Origin of the sequence: Gorillibacterium terrae, from assembly GCF_051594785.1 — a bacterium.
Classification (GTDB): Bacteria; Bacillota; Bacilli; order Paenibacillales; family NBRC-103111; genus Gorillibacterium.
This window is the reverse complement of record NZ_JBPPGI010000001.1, coordinates 2,108,341-2,121,634: the sequence shown is the minus strand read 5'-3', so window position 1 is coordinate 2,121,634 and position 13,294 is coordinate 2,108,341. Positions and strand designations below refer to the sequence as shown.

The window sequence follows — 13,294 nt, the reverse complement described above, 5'->3', positions numbered from 1 at the left end:
GGTTCCGGGGATGCGGAGTTTGGAGCGGTTCAGGGACGTACAGTTCGGGTAAAAACGGCGAAAACGGGTTCCGGTGCCCGCTTTCGGGAAAGGATGAGCGGATCAGGCGTAACGGTTGCGACCCGTGTGATGCGGAAGACGGCATATGCGCGTGAGCAGGCGAACAAGAATGGTTCCGTATCGGTTGCCGAATGACAAAGACCTATATGCAAGCTGAGGGAAGGGGGTTCCGACCATGCGGCCTCCTTTTCCTCTTTTGTTTCGTTCGGTCCGAGGAAACGGCTAAAGGAAAAATCACCCTTGAATTCGCGCCTCCGCCGTGGAACAATACAAGAAAGGAACGCGTTCGTTCCGGGAAAACCCGCCGAGGTGCAGGGTATAGCCGCTCCAGCCCCGGCAAATGCTGATAGGACAGACCCGAGGACTTGCCTTTTTCTTTTATCCCATTCTACGCGACAGGCGGCAGACGCCCGGGTGATCCTTTCCCGGCGGTCTGACTGCAAGGAGGCTATATGAAACCGACATCCCATGAAGTGGCTCAGGCCCTCGACGAAAAAGCCATTCTCGTCAGCCTCGTCACCGACGACCGCAAATGGACGCCCGAGATGGCCAAGCATTCGCTGAACGAACTGATCAACCTCGCTGAGACGGCGGGGCTCGAGGTGCTTGGGGTCATCACCCAGAACCGCGAAACCGCCGATTCCAAGTGGTTTATCGGCAAAGGCAAGGCGGAAGAAGTGAAGCAGATGGTCATCCAGACCGGAGCGAATATCGTGGTGTTCGACCAGGAGCTGTCCGGCGCGCAGGTGCGCAACCTGGAAGCGCTGCTGGATGCCAAGATCATCGACCGCACCCAGCTGATCCTGGATATTTTCGCCCAGCGGGCCAAGACCCGCGAAGGGATTCTTCAGGTGGAGCTGGCGCATCTGAGCTACCTGCTGCCCCGGCTGACCGGACAAGGCAAAAATTTGTCCCGCCAAGGCGGCGGGGTCGGCACCCGCTTCGGGGGCGGCGAGACCAAGCTGGAAACCGACCGGCGGCACATCCGCGAGCGCATCTCGACGCTTAAGCGGCAGCTGCAGGAGGTCGTGCGCCTGCGCAGCCTGCACCGCGAGCGCCGCAAGAAGACCGGCGTCTACCAGGTGGCGCTGGTCGGCTACACCAACGCCGGCAAGTCGACGCTGCTTCGCCAGCTCACCCAGGCCGACGTCTATGTGGAGAACAAGCTGTTCGCGACCCTGGACCCGACCACGCGGAGCCTGGAGCTTCCGAACGGCAAGGAAATCGTCCTGACCGATACCGTCGGGTTTATCCAGAACCTGCCGCACGATCTGGTCGCCGCCTTCCGGGCCACGCTGGAGGAGGCGAACGAAGCGGACCTCATCCTGCACGTGGTGGATAGCTCCTCGGAGATGCGGGACGAGCAGATGCGGGTGGTCGACGGGGTGCTCCGCGAGCTCGGGGCCCAAGACAAGGAGACCGTGACGCTGTTCAATAAAGTCGATCAGTTGCCGCAAGAGCAGCGGAATCTGCTCGCCGCTCCCGGCGAATACCTGCGCATCTCCGCCTTCAACGAAGCCGATCTGGACGGCCTTAAGGCGCTTCTGGAGCGCAAGCTGTCCGGCGGGGTGGCGCACTACCGCATCCCGGCCGATAAAGGCGAGCTGATTGCGCTCGCTTACCGGATCGGTACGGTGCTGGACAGCGCCGTGGAGGAGGACGAGATGCTGCTGAGCGTGCGGCTGGACGCGGCGGAAGCGGAAAAGCACGGACGCGCGCTGGCGCCTTATCGCGCGGACCGGTCCGGCAAGCCCGTTCCCGATGCCGAAGCTTGATCACCGCGAGGCTGTTCCTCCGTCGTTTTTTCTTGACGGATGGGACAGCCTCGATTTTTTTGTCCAAGCAGGCTCAACTTCATTTTACCCGAATGAATTGACCGTGGAAGGCAATCGTGGTAGACTCAACTTTTGCGCTTTTTATGTCATGCAAGGGAGAATCAGCCATGTCCATTTCAGAGGAGATCCGCCGCTTGGCGGAACAGGCGGAAGCCAAGGCGGAGAGCCGCCTGAAGGAACTTGACCGGCTCGCGGAGGCCAATCAGTGGAAGGTCATCGAGGCGTTTCAGCGCCACAAGGTGAGCGATTTTCATTTTGCCGGTTCAACCGGCTACGGCTACAATGATCGGGGCCGGGAAGTGCTGGACCTGGTTTACGCCCAAGTGTTCGGCGCCGAGGCGGCGCTTGTCCGGCCGCATTTCGTCTCCGGAACCCATACCATCGGAACCGCCTTGTTCGGCATCCTTCGGCCGGGCGACAAGCTGCTTTACATAACGGGAAGCCCATACGATACGCTGCACAACGTGATTGGCACGGGGCGGGACGGCTCCGGGTCGCTGGCCGATTTCGGCGTGAGCTTCGATGCGGTGAACCTGAATGCGCAAGGCAAACCGGATTGGAACGCCATTGCCGACGCCCTGACCCCGGACACCCGCGTCGTCGGTATCCAGCGCTCGCGGGGGTATGCCTGGAGGGCTTCCTTTACCGTGGAAGAGATCGGCGAGATGGTCCGTTTCGTCAAAAACAAGAAACCCGACGCGATTGTCTTCGTAGATAACTGCTATGGCGAGTTTACCGAGCTGACGGAGCCGACCGAAGCGGGAGCGGACCTCATCGCGGGCTCGCTGATCAAGAATCCCGGCGGCGGAATCGCTCCGACGGGGGGGTACGTGGCGGGCCGGGCCGATCTGGTGGAGAAGACGGCCTATCGCCTCACCGCACCGGGAATCGGCGGCGAAGTGGGGGCGATGCTCGGCACGATGCGCAGCCTGTTCCAGGGGCTGTTCCTCGCTCCCCATTTGGTCGGCCAGGCGCTCAAGGGGAGCGTCTTCGCGGCCGCTTTATTCGAGGACCTCGGGTTCGATACCCAGCCTCGCTGGCAAGACACGCGGACGGATCTGATCCAGGCGATCCGGTTCACCGGACCGGACCACCTGATCGCCTTCGTGCAGGGCATCCAAAAAGCCTCGGCGGTCGATGCTCACGTCGTGCCCGAGCCATGGGATATGCCGGGGTACGAAGATCCCGTTATCATGGCGGCGGGAACGTTTATTCAAGGCGGCAGCCTCGAGCTGTCCGCCGACGCTCCCGTGCGGGAGCCCTTCATCGCTTATATGCAAGGCGGACTTACCTATGCCCATGCCAAGCTCGGCGTCTTGCACGCGCTGTCGAATTTGAAGGAGCGAAACTTGTTGTGATTAAACCTCACACAGGTTGACACTTTTTCTCTTTCGGAGTAAGATGGGAGAGAATATCAGTCACAGGAGTGATTGGACTTGAACAATGATGAAATCCGCAGGAACATGGCGCTGTTTCCGATCGGGATCGTGATGAAGCTGACCGACCTCACCGCCAGACAGATCCGCTATTATGAGCAGCACGAGCTGGTGAAGCCGGCGCGTACGGGCGGGAACCAACGGCTGTATTCCTTTATCGATGTGGAACGGCTTCTCGAGATCAAGAATCTCATCGAGAAGGGCGTCAACATCGCGGGGATCAAGCAGGTCCTGTCTCCGATCACCCAGAATTCCGAGGAAGCGACCGTGATCACGGTGGAAACGGAGCAGAAGCGCAAGGAGCTGTCCGACTCCCAACTGCACAAGATGCTCAAGCAGCAGCTGTTCACGGGCAACAAGCGTCCCAATCAGGTATCGCTTATTCAAGGGGAGCTGTCCCGCTTCTTCCATTGAGGCGACTTCGTTCGGACTTGTGAGGCGCCATCGTTCGGTTCCCCAGCGGGGCCGGCTTTCGGCGTTAGGGGGCATTCGCCCTCGTTTTTCGGCGTATTTGGATGGTATCGCCTTCACCTCATGCATTATAATAGTAGACGAATCAGGACATGCGACAGGGAGGAATCGGTTTCGTGACGACCAAAGGGTACAGCAAAGAAGATATTCTTCGCATTGCGAAGGAAGAGAACGTCCGGTTTATCCGCCTGCAGTTTACGGATCTGCTCGGAACGATCAAGAATGTGGAAATTCCGGTAAGCCAACTGGAAAAGGCGCTCGACAACAAGATGATGTTCGACGGCTCTTCCATCGAAGGGTATGTGCGGATCGAAGAATCCGATATGTATCTGTATCCGGACCTGAGCACCTGGGTTATCTTCCCCTGGGTCACGGAAGACCGGATCGCCCGGCTGATCTGCGACATTTATCTCCCGGACGGAACGCCGTTCCCCGGCGACCCGCGCGGTATTCTGCGCCGGGCGCTGAAGGAAGCCGAAGAGATGGGCTATACGACGATGAACGTAGGGCCGGAACCGGAATTCTTCCTCTTTAAGACCGACGACAAGGGCAACCCGACCACCGAGCTGAACGACCAGGGCGGATATTTCGATCTGGCGCCGACGGACCTCGGCGAGAACTGCCGCCGCGAGATCGTCCTCACCCTCGAAGAGATGGGCTTCGAGATCGAAGCCTCCCATCACGAGGTAGCTCCCGGTCAGCATGAGATCGACTTCAAATATGCGGACGCTCTGCAAGCGGCCGATTCGATTCAGACCTTCAAGCTGGTCGTCAAGACGATTGCCCGTCAGCACGGCCTGCATGCGTCCTTCATGCCGAAGCCGCTGTTCGGCGTAAACGGCTCCGGCATGCACTGTCACCAATCGCTGTTCCGCGGCAAGGAGAACGCCTTCTACGACGAAAGCGACAAGCTGGGACTCAGCCAGGACGCGCGCTATTACATGGCCGGCATCCTGAAGCATGCCCGTTCGTTCGCGGCCGTCACCAACCCGACGGTCAACTCCTACAAGCGGCTGGTACCGGGTTATGAGGCTCCGTGTTACGTGGCCTGGTCGGCCAGCAACCGCAGCCCGATGATCCGCATTCCGGCGTCCCGCGGCCTCAGCACCCGCATCGAGGTGCGCAACCCCGACCCCGCGGCCAATCCGTACCTGGCTCTCGCCGTCATGCTGAAGGCGGGCCTGGACGGCATCCGCCACAAGACGCAGCTTCCGGCTCCCGTCGACCGCAACATCTACGTGATGACGGAGGACGAGCGGATCGAACAAGGCATTCCGAGCCTGCCGAACGACCTGAAGGAAGCGCTGAACGAGCTCCTGCGCGACGATGTCATCTGCGAAGCGCTGGGCGATCACGCACTGTCCTACTTCTTCGAGCTGAAGGAGATCGAGTGGGACATGTACCGCACCCAGGTTCACCAATGGGAACGCGACCACTACATGACGCTGTATTAAAAGGATAGAACCCGCACGGCTCTTTGAAGGTGCACCCCTAAGGATAACATTGGAAAAACCTCTTGGGATATCCAGTGATCATTCTTAGGGGTGCATTTTTTATGGGGGTAAAACCTGCTGATCCCGCTTTTGCTGGCCGACGAGGAGACTTTAGTTATATACTAGCGTGAGTATAATTTATGTGGTAGTATAAGTTCAAAAGAAGGAAGTCGAAATATGGAGGAACCGAAAGGCACGGCCGCTACGAAGGCTAAAAATAAATACAATGCCGCCAATTACGACCGACTCTATCCTTATGTACCGAAGGGCCGAAAAGCCGTGTATGAGGCGGCGGCCCGGAAAGCCAAGGTAAGCCTGAACGATTACCTTATTCAGGCGCTCGAGGAGAAGATCGAGCGGGAGAACGATACTTGCGCTAGTACAAAAAATGCTTGATAAAAAGGAGATGAGGGAATGGACGAAACGCAGGAAATGCTGAAAGCGATCCTCGCCCGGGTCGAGGCGGAGTCGGCGGCGAATGAAGGCTTCCGTAAGGAAGTTCGGGAGGCGCTGGACGAGATCCGAGATTCCCAGAAATACTTAGCGGGAAAGATCGGGGAAACGGACTACGAATTGAGGCTCATCAAGCGAAAGCAGGGTTAAAGAAAAGTGCAGCAAGGGAGGCTCGCTGCTCTTTTTCTATACAGATTTCCTCCACATGGAAAAATGGGAGAAAATGCCAGTGGACCGTTTAATCCTACTGTTCACCAATGGGAACGCGACCACTACATGAAGGAACCCCTCGGCCACTCGGTCGAGGGGTTCTTTTTCGTTCGACACGGGTATCGTAAAGCTGGCCAGCTTAACCAGGCAGCCCCGGGACCATCCATCGCCACAGTCGGCCGCCGTCTAGCCGATTTCCCGGAGCAGCTCCGGCGTGTCGTTCTTCACGTTGCCGACGGCCGAGGAAACGGGATAGGCCTGCATCGCTTCGGCGTCGAACGGACGAAGCATCGCTTGGAGTGCTTTGGAATCGAAGCGGGTCCGGTCCAGCCAAACGGAGAGGTCCTCGGGGCGGAGAATCACCGGCATCCGGTCGTGGATCGGCGCCATGAGCGCATTCGCCTCGGTAGTCAGGATCGTCACGCTGGACAGTTTGGCTCCGTCCGGGCCGACCCAGGTATCATAGAGCGCGGCCATGGCGAACAGCGACCGGTCCTTCCGTACGAAGCGGTAGGGCTGGCGTGTGCCTCCGCGCTTGTCCCATTCGTAGAAGCCGTCGGCCGGCACGGCGCACCGCTTGCGTTCGAACAGGCGCCGGAAGGACGGCTTGTCCGCGACGGTCTCGGAGCGGGCGTTGATCAGCTTGAGCCCCTCCTGGGGACTGGCGGCCCAGGAAGGAATGAGGCCCCAGCGCAGTTCGCCCAGCCGGTTTGCCCCGTCCTGGGCTACGACCGCCGGTATCATCTGGCCGGGGGCGACGTTGTAGCGGGGACGGTAGTTCTCCCAGGGGCCGACCTGCAGCATGCTTTCCAGCTCCTCCATGGTTACGGTGATGGTATAGCGTCCGCACATGCGGCACTCCTCCTTTTTCTTCAGTATAGCCTTCTTCCCCCGGCGTGCAAGTTCCAGAAATTAACCCTTGTATCAGAACATACATTCGTGCATATAATAAGGATACAAACATTTGTTCTCATGTGGAGGCGGACTTGATGTCCGAAACCGAACGTGTCATTCTGCTGGCGGATTGCCAGAGCTTTTACGCGTCCGTGGAAAAGGCGGGCCGCCCGGAGCTGAAGAACGCGCCGGTCGCGGTCGGCGATCCGTCGCGGCGCTCGGGCATCGTTTTGGCTGCTTGCCCGCTTGCCAAGGCCCGCGGCGTAACGACCGCCTGCCGGGTAGGCGAGGCGCTGGCCAAATGCCCGGAGCTCACGGTCATCCGACCGCGGATGCAGACGTACATCAACGTGTCGCTGCTGATCACCCAGATCTACGAATCGTTTACCGACAAAGTCGAGCCGTACAGCATCGACGAACAGTTTCTCGACATAACCGGCTCGGCGCTGCCGCCGGAGGAATTGGTGAGAAGACTGCAGAAGCGGGTGCTGCTGTCCACGGGAGTCCGGTGCCGGGTAGGCGTGGGACCCAACAAGATTCTGGCCAAGACGGCCACCGACAACTTCGCCAAAAAGCGGGAGGACGGCGTCTTTACGCTGGGGCCGGAGAACATCGAAGTGCTCTGGGAGCTGCCGGTGCACCAGATGTTCATGGTCAGCAATCGGATGGCCCGGCACTTTTACCGCATGGGGCTTACCCGGATCGGCGATATCGCCCGGCTCGACCAGATGGAGTTCCGCCGGCGCATGCGGCGGGAAATGGGCAAGCAGAGCGATGTCCAGGCGGATTATTACTGGCAGATTGCCCGAGGCATCGATCCGAGCCCGGTCGTCCCCAGCATCCGCAAGGAGCTGAAGTCGATCAGCCACGGAAAAGCCCTGCGCAGCAGCCTCTACGGCAAGCTGGCCGACATCGAGGTGGTGCTGCTGGAGCTTACGGCGGAGGTCTGCCGCCGCGCCCGGCGGCGGGGCTACATGGGGCGGGTCGTCTCCGTAGGAGCGGTTGAAACCGACGGCAGCCGGTCCTGGGGGTTCAGCCGGCAGATGACGCTGCCCGAGCCGACCTCGCTTGCCCATGAGATGGCGGGAGCAGTACTGCCGCTGTTCGCCAAGCATTGGAGCGGGGGAGAGGTGAGCCGCGTGTTCGTATCGCTCGATTCGCTGGTGTCGGACGAAGCGATGCAGCTCACGCTGTTTGAGGACCGCGAACGAACCTACCGGCGGGAGCGGGCGATCGACCGGATTCAGGACCGTTACGGAAGCGCCGCGATTCTGCGGGCATCCTCGCTGCTGAAAGCGGGCGTCGCGCTGGAGCGGGCGGAACAGATAGGAGGCCATTACCGATGAGCAAGCTGGACGGGAACGAAAGGTGGAATTCGAAGATGCTGTTAACCGAGCATCAGGAGCGCTACGAGCGCCGCAACGAGCATCCGCGCACCGGATTGCCGGATGCGGAGGAGCTGGAAATGCTGCGCGATTCGATTCTCCTGCCGCATCTTATCACCATGCTGGAACGCAGCCGCGGCGAGATCGAGCGCCTGCCGCACCTGCTCAAGTCGGCGTATCTGGGGGCGACGGATGCGCTGCTGGACCGGGCGGCGCAGGAAATGCGCTCGCTGCGCAAAGAATTGGCCCGGCGGCAGATCAAAGTCACCGGCGAGGAATACGACGGCGAGATGGTGTATTACTACAGCTATGTCTGCCGCGGCTATACGGACCGGTTCGGCATCGTCCGCGAGGTGATGCGTTCCGAGCTGAGCGTGAAGCTGGGGCGATACATCGGGGATCTGAACAAGGCGCTCCGGGAGCTCGGACAAACGTCCCCTGTCGCCCAGTAGGGCGGAGGAACGGTCGGTTGCCGGGCTGTCTGGCTTGGGCTGGCGTTTTTTTTGGGTTTGGGCGGTCACAGGGAACCTGGCCGGATTGAACCGAGCTGGCGATCGAATTGCCCGGTGTAGTTCCGTCGGAACCCGTACCCGTCAAAAAAAGCCTCTCGGCACATTCGCGTGCGAAGAGGCTTTCGTTAGCTTCGAATAAAGCGGGAGAACGAGGCGGACCTTAATGAATGTCGCGGAATACCCCGACGACCTTGCCCAGGATGGAGACCGTCTTCAGCAGGATCGGCTGCATCGTCGGATTCTGCGGCTGCAGGCGGAAGTAATCCTTCTCCTTGTAGAAGGTCTTGACCGTCGCTTCGTCTTCCTCGGTCATGGCGACGACGATATCGCCGTTGTTGGCAGTGTGCTGCTGGCGGACGATGACGTAATCGCCGTCATGGATGCCGGCATCGATCATGCTGTCTCCCTGCACGGTCAGCATAAAGACGGTATGGTCGCCGACATAATGCTCCGGAAGAGGGAAGTAGTCCTCGATGTTCTCGGTTGCGGTGATGGGAACGCCTGCCGTCACCTTGCCGATCAGGGGAACGCGGGCGACCGAGAAGGAAAATTGCGAGACGGAGTCGTCATTCGTGCCGAGCAGCTCGATAGCACGGGGCTTCGTCGGGTCGCGGCGGATCATTCCCTTCTTTTCCAAACGGTCAAGGTGGCCGTGAACGGTCGAACTGGAAGCGAGGCCCACCGCTTCTCCGATCTCGCGGACGGAGGGCGGATATCCCTTGGCCTTGACTTCGCTAGCGATAAATTCGAGAATGGCCTGTTGGCGGCCCGATAATTTCGTCACGTATGATCACTCCATCAGGGAATTTATAAGCAAAGTATACCATAGAATGAAAGTTCGTACAAACATAAGTTCGTTTTTCACTTGACATGAACATGTGTTCGCCTTATAGTGAGAACAGAACAAACGTTTGGGGGTCGTGAAGATGAGTGCTTACTATATCTGTGAACCTGCCGGTATGGATCATCGAATCGGGAGAGACGGGCGCAGCGGGAGCGTCAAAGCCGCATTGCGCTATTCCCCACCAGGCTCGCGGAAAGCCGATCATGAAGGCCGGAGACTGTCCTTTTCGTCGAGAACGGTGGTCCTTGGGCTTCTGATTACGTTCTTCCTGTTCGGTGGCTTCCTGATGACGGCCTATGCTACCGCAGGAGCTTCGGATAACAGCCCTTCTTCCGCCAGCGTCATCCCCGCCTCTAAGCCGGCGGCAGCCGAAGGCACAGGAGTCGTCATTGACGCAGCTCCCGGAGACAGCCTGTGGAGCATTTCCAGCCGCTACGCCGACGGGCGGTCGATCCGTTCCTATATGAAGGAATTGAAGAAAATCAATCACCTGACCTCCAACGAGCTGCAGGTTGGACAGATTCTGCGGCTGCCTGACAGCAAGTAACCGGTGCAGGGGCGCTCGGCGGTTCAGCCCAAAGACCAAGCGTTTATCCGCAGGCTTGCAGGCTCTTGGCCAAGCGGCGACTGGCGACTGCCGGGTGCGGGCGACGTGAGGAAGCGATTTTCTTTTACGCATAAAGTTCACTTGAGAAGCAAGCAGCGATGGACCGGGCGGAGTTAACTTCGCATGGAGCCGACGCTGCTTTTTTAACGTTTTGGGACAAGTAAGAAGACGAGGACAGGAAATAAGGTGAGGAAAACCCAACAGGAAGAAAGCAAGAAACCAAGAAGGCCAAAACGAACGGTAAACCCGTGAAGGCCGATCAAAGGAAACCAAGCCCTCTTGGCCGCCATCCCGGGGGCCGCGACACCGCCAGAATGACCGCTTGACAAGGCTTTATGGCAATGGCAAAGTAATAGAGAAACTCGCATCAAGGGAGGTGTTTGCATGAGCATGGACGATACGGTGGCCCGCATCAATGAGCTGGCCCGCAAGGCCAAAACGGTTGGGCTGACCGACGAGGAGCTGGAGGAGCGCAACACCCTCCGCCGAATCTACATCGACGCGTTTAAGAGGTCCATGAAATATCAATTGGACTCCATCAAATACGTAGAGGATGAAGAAAACGATGTCCCGTAAATGGGAACGCATGGTTGAGAAAAACCAGAAAACCATCAACGCCAAACGCAAGAAGGAAGGCCTTTCGCCGATGCAGGCCAAGGCGAAAGCCGAGACGAAGGACGTCTTCAAGGGAATCAACTGGATGCTGCCGTTCTTTCTCGTGCTGATCACGATCCTGAACATCGTCATGTTCCTTCAGCAGAACACCTTGACGAGGGGGAACCTGATCACCTTTATCGTCTATATCCTGCTGGCGGTTCTGCTCCTGTTCATGAACCGGCCTACCCTGACCATCGGCAAGAGCTCGATCACGTCCCGGCGGTTCGCCAGCTTTCAGACGGCTTCCGCGGGGGAGATCGAAGAGATCCAATTGGTGAAGGGCGCGGTGGTCATTCGCCTGAAAGCCAAGAAGAAGCGCTGGGTCTATACCCGCATCACGCACTGGTTCCCCATTGAAGCCGTATCCGTGCGGCTCCGGCAGTTTGCGGAATTAAACCATATTCCCGTAACGGGAGAAGGTTCGAAATAAGCATTGGACATGCCGATATCTGAACAGGGGTGGGAGAGGAATGGGGACGAAGGCCGTTTTGTTTGATCTCGACGATACCTTGCTCTGGGACGAGCGAAGCGTGAAGGAGGCGTTCGCGGCCACCTGCCGCTATGCCGCCGAACGCTCGCCCGGCCTCGATCCCGAGCGGCTGGAAACGGAGGTGCGCCGGGAGGCGAGGGCTCTCTACGAATCCTACGAGACCTTCCCGTTCACCAAGATGATCGGCATCAATCCGTTCGAAGCCCTATGGGCCGAATTCAGCGGCGGCGAGCACGAGAGCTTCCGCAAGCTGCAGACGCTGGCGCCGGGCTACCGGTCGGAGGCTTGGTCGCGCGGCCTGCGCGCGCTGGACGTCGAAGACGAGGCGCTTGCGGCGGAATTGGCCGCCCGGTTTCCCGCCGAGCGGCGCGCCCGTCCGCTGGCCTACGAGGAGACCTTCGAAGTGCTGGACGCGCTGCGCGGCCGGTTTCAGCTGTTGCTCCTGACCAACGGAGCGCCCGATCTGCAGCAGGAAAAGATCGCGGGCTTTCCCGAGCTGGCCGGTTATTTCGACCACATTCTCATTTCCGGCGAATTCGGCGAAGGCAAGCCATCGCCCGCTATCTTCCGCCGGGCCGTGGAGCTGCTGGGCATCGCGCCCGAGGAAGGCGTCATGGTCGGGGACAAGCTGACGACGGACATCCTCGGCTCCGGTTCCATCGGCATGCCGAACGTCTGGATCAACGCCCATGGGGCGGCAAGAACCGGCGAGGCCGAGCCGACCTGGGAAATTAAGCGGCTGCGCGAGCTGCTGGAGCTGCCTGCCATCCAACAAGCCTGAGCGGCGAAGCGGTGCGCTCACGCGCCAGGACTTAAGACCATCCAAGCGAATCTCTCTCGGAGCAAGGGCGAAGGGGATTCGCTTTTTTGGTAAAGGAATTTTTGGTAAAAGAAACGCAAGGACCATTCCGGGGAGGCGAAGCGAATGAAACAGGCTTTGGTGTTTGGCGGAACGCGGTTTTTCGGCAAACGGCTGGTGGAAATGCTGCTGGAGGAAGGCGTCCGGACGACCATCGTGACGCGCGGCCAAACGGCTGATTCCTTCGGGGATCGGGTGAACCGGCTTACGCTCGACCGGGAAGACCGGACAGCGCTAACTGCCGGGCTCGGCGGCGGTGAGTGGGATGTCGTGTTCGACAACATCGGCTACTCGCCCGATTCTGCAGCCGACGCCAGCCGGCTGTTCCGGGATCGCGTGGGCAAGTATGTGTTTACCTCGAGCATGAGCGTGTATGACCTGGGGTGCGGAATCCCGGAGGAAGCGTTCGATCCCTGCCGCTATCCGATCCGAATGGGGAATCGGCAGGACTTCCCATACGGAGAGGGTAAGCGGCTGGCCGAAGCGGTGTTCGTTCAGCAAGCCTCCTTTCCGGTCAGTACGGTCCGGTTCCCCATCGTGCTCGGAACGGATGATTACACCCGGCGGCTGCATTTCCATGTCGAGCGGGTGGCCGAGAACCGGCCGATCGGCTTGCCCAACCCGCAGGCGGAGATGGTCTTTATCCGCTCCGATGAGGCGGCGCGGTTTCTGCGCTGGCAGGCGGATGCGGCGCTCACCGGCCCTTTCAATGCCTGCTCGGACGGAACGATCCGGTTGGACCGGCTGATCGGGCTCATCGAACAGGCGACCGGAGCTAGGGCCCGGCTGGCAGCCGAAACCGAAGAGGAGGACATGTCCCCCTTCGGAGTGGAGGAGTCCTGGACAGCGAGCAACGAGAAGGCGAAGCAGGCGGGCTTCGGTTTCCTGAAGCTGGACGACTGGCTGCCCGAGCTGGTGCAAATACTGGCGTCGGAGCACCGCCATTAATTCCCCTCAAGAGGGTCGGAATAATACGCCGGCCCTCTTTTGTTCCCCGGTCGATCGTGATACACTTTGAGGAATAACATCCAAGCGCGCCCTCTCTCCAATCGGAGCTGCAGAATCCGTTTCCATCGTTGGAAAGTGGG

General features: G+C 59.5%; 15 protein-coding genes. 13 read left to right on the top strand and 2 right to left on the bottom strand.

Going from position 1 to position 13,294, the window contains the following annotated elements:
* Positions 1–512 precede the first annotated feature (512 nt).
* The 6 genes from hflX to ACSEXS_RS09415 all read left to right on the top strand — a co-directional run bounded on the left by hflX (position 513) and on the right by ACSEXS_RS09415 (position 5,898).
* On the top strand, positions 513–1,835 hold the full coding sequence (gene hflX / locus ACSEXS_RS09440; protein WP_438432905.1) for a GTPase HflX: 1,323 nt from the start codon (positions 513–515) through the stop codon (positions 1,833–1,835).
* A gap of 167 nt (positions 1,836–2,002) precedes the next feature.
* A complete protein-coding gene (locus ACSEXS_RS09435; protein ID WP_438432904.1) occupies positions 2,003–3,253 on the top strand; it encodes a methionine gamma-lyase family protein in 1,251 nt (416 codons plus the stop codon).
* A 105-nt stretch (positions 3,254–3,358) separates the two neighbouring features.
* Complete coding sequence (locus ACSEXS_RS09430) at positions 3,359–3,745, top strand: MerR family transcriptional regulator (protein WP_058304694.1); 387 nt, start codon at positions 3,359–3,361, stop codon at positions 3,743–3,745.
* Between the two features lie 173 nt (positions 3,746–3,918).
* The gene (gene glnA / locus ACSEXS_RS09425; protein ID WP_438432903.1) at positions 3,919–5,256 is read left to right on the top strand and encodes a type I glutamate--ammonia ligase; all 1,338 of its coding nucleotides are present in this window, start codon (positions 3,919–3,921) and stop codon (positions 5,254–5,256) included.
* Between the two features lie 216 nt (positions 5,257–5,472).
* Positions 5,473–5,691: a transcriptional regulator gene (locus tag ACSEXS_RS09420; protein ID WP_438432902.1), complete on the top strand. Its 219-nt coding sequence runs from the start codon at positions 5,473–5,475 to the stop codon at positions 5,689–5,691.
* Between the two features lie 18 nt (positions 5,692–5,709).
* On the top strand, positions 5,710–5,898 hold the full coding sequence (locus ACSEXS_RS09415; RefSeq protein WP_438432901.1) for a hypothetical protein: 189 nt from the start codon (positions 5,710–5,712) through the stop codon (positions 5,896–5,898).
* Between the two features lie 246 nt (positions 5,899–6,144).
* On the opposite strand, the gene ACSEXS_RS09410 is transcribed toward ACSEXS_RS09415, so the two are convergent.
* Positions 6,145–6,810, bottom strand: a complete 666-nt coding sequence (locus ACSEXS_RS09410; RefSeq protein ID WP_438432900.1) for an SOS response-associated peptidase — start codon at positions 6,808–6,810, stop codon at positions 6,145–6,147.
* Positions 6,811–6,947: 137 nt separating this feature from the next.
* Here ACSEXS_RS09410 and ACSEXS_RS09405 point away from each other — a divergent pair, with 137 nt between their 5' ends.
* Positions 6,948–8,198, top strand: a complete 1,251-nt coding sequence (locus ACSEXS_RS09405) for a DNA polymerase IV (protein WP_438432899.1) — start codon at positions 6,948–6,950, stop codon at positions 8,196–8,198.
* Entirely contained in the window at positions 8,195–8,689 is a 495-nt protein-coding gene (locus ACSEXS_RS09400; protein WP_438432898.1) for a YhjD family protein, read from the top strand. The genes ACSEXS_RS09405 and ACSEXS_RS09400 overlap by 4 nt, the downstream gene beginning before the upstream one ends.
* Before the next feature lie 220 nt (positions 8,690–8,909).
* On the opposite strand, the gene lexA is transcribed toward ACSEXS_RS09400, so the two are convergent.
* Positions 8,910–9,533, bottom strand: coding sequence for a transcriptional repressor LexA (lexA, locus tag ACSEXS_RS09395; RefSeq protein WP_438432897.1), 624 nt, complete (start codon positions 9,531–9,533; stop codon positions 8,910–8,912).
* A gap of 346 nt (positions 9,534–9,879) precedes the next feature.
* On the opposite strand from lexA, the gene ACSEXS_RS09390 reads away from it, so the two are divergent.
* The 5 genes from ACSEXS_RS09390 to ACSEXS_RS09370 all read left to right on the top strand — a co-directional run bounded on the left by ACSEXS_RS09390 (position 9,880) and on the right by ACSEXS_RS09370 (position 13,154).
* Positions 9,880–10,140: a LysM peptidoglycan-binding domain-containing protein gene (locus ACSEXS_RS09390; protein ID WP_438432896.1), complete on the top strand. Its 261-nt coding sequence runs from the start codon at positions 9,880–9,882 to the stop codon at positions 10,138–10,140.
* 444 nt (positions 10,141–10,584) lie between these two features.
* Positions 10,585–10,776 (top strand): DUF896 domain-containing protein, encoded by a 192-nt coding sequence (locus ACSEXS_RS09385; RefSeq protein WP_438432895.1) that lies wholly within the window; start codon positions 10,585–10,587, stop codon positions 10,774–10,776.
* The gene (locus ACSEXS_RS09380) at positions 10,766–11,287 is read left to right on the top strand and encodes a hypothetical protein (protein WP_438432894.1); all 522 of its coding nucleotides are present in this window, start codon (positions 10,766–10,768) and stop codon (positions 11,285–11,287) included. Before ACSEXS_RS09385 ends, ACSEXS_RS09380 begins: the two co-directional genes overlap by 11 nt.
* Positions 11,288–11,327: 40 nt before the next feature.
* Positions 11,328–12,128 (top strand): HAD family hydrolase, encoded by an 801-nt coding sequence (locus ACSEXS_RS09375; RefSeq protein WP_438432893.1) that lies wholly within the window; start codon positions 11,328–11,330, stop codon positions 12,126–12,128.
* A gap of 144 nt (positions 12,129–12,272) precedes the next feature.
* Positions 12,273–13,154: an NAD-dependent epimerase/dehydratase family protein gene (locus ACSEXS_RS09370; RefSeq protein WP_438432892.1), complete on the top strand. Its 882-nt coding sequence runs from the start codon at positions 12,273–12,275 to the stop codon at positions 13,152–13,154.
* Positions 13,155–13,294 lie beyond the last annotated feature (140 nt).